The 632-nt window shown below is 50.0% G+C and carries 1 pseudogene; it reads left to right on the top strand.

Annotation, left to right across the window (positions count from 1 at the left end):
* Positions 1-8: 8 nt before the first annotated feature.
* Positions 9-632: pseudogene (locus R7R78_RS27295) on the top strand (GGDEF domain-containing protein); the annotation flags it as partial.

Here is a 632-nt window from a genome sequence, read left to right as displayed (position 1 = left end):
TACTAATTATGTTTCGCTTCGCTATTCCTTCACCGTTGATGACTGACTGGCAACACGCTCTGCAGCAATGCTGTGATGCCACTCAAGCTCAGGGACAACTTTATACCCTGAGCTACACCAAACAATGGCTATCCAGTGAGGTATCCACCTCGCCACAAAATCACCGCGCCATCGTGGCGATGATTGAGCAAAACTGCGCGCAATTTTCCGCGCCGCACTTTGACGTAGTTTGCTCACAATTTGATGATGAAAACCTGAGTCTTTGCCCAGTATGGCTACCGAATGAGGAGCTGTTTGCCGTTGTGACGTTGACGCACTCAACGCAGCAAAAGCAAACCGTTTCTGCGTGGCTGAGCGCACTGGCAGGCCGCATCAGTTTTGATGTTAGCCAGCATTATCATCAAGAGCTCAAACGTCATCACTCACACGCCAACAAGCCACTACCAACACTGCAAGAATTCATCGATTGTCTGGATGACCACATCTGGATCAAAACCACCGATGGTCTGTACGCCATGACTAACCGCAGCGTGGAACAGGCGTGGAAAAAGTCTAACGATGACATCGTCGGGAAGAACGACTTTGACCTTTTCAGCGCCGAACGCGCGGAAAAATTCATTGATGCCGACCGA

This window comes from Vibrio sp. 2134-1 (genome assembly GCF_033339495.1).
The sequence above is the reverse complement of the archived record's forward strand: the minus strand, read 5'-3'. Positions and strand labels throughout refer to the sequence as shown.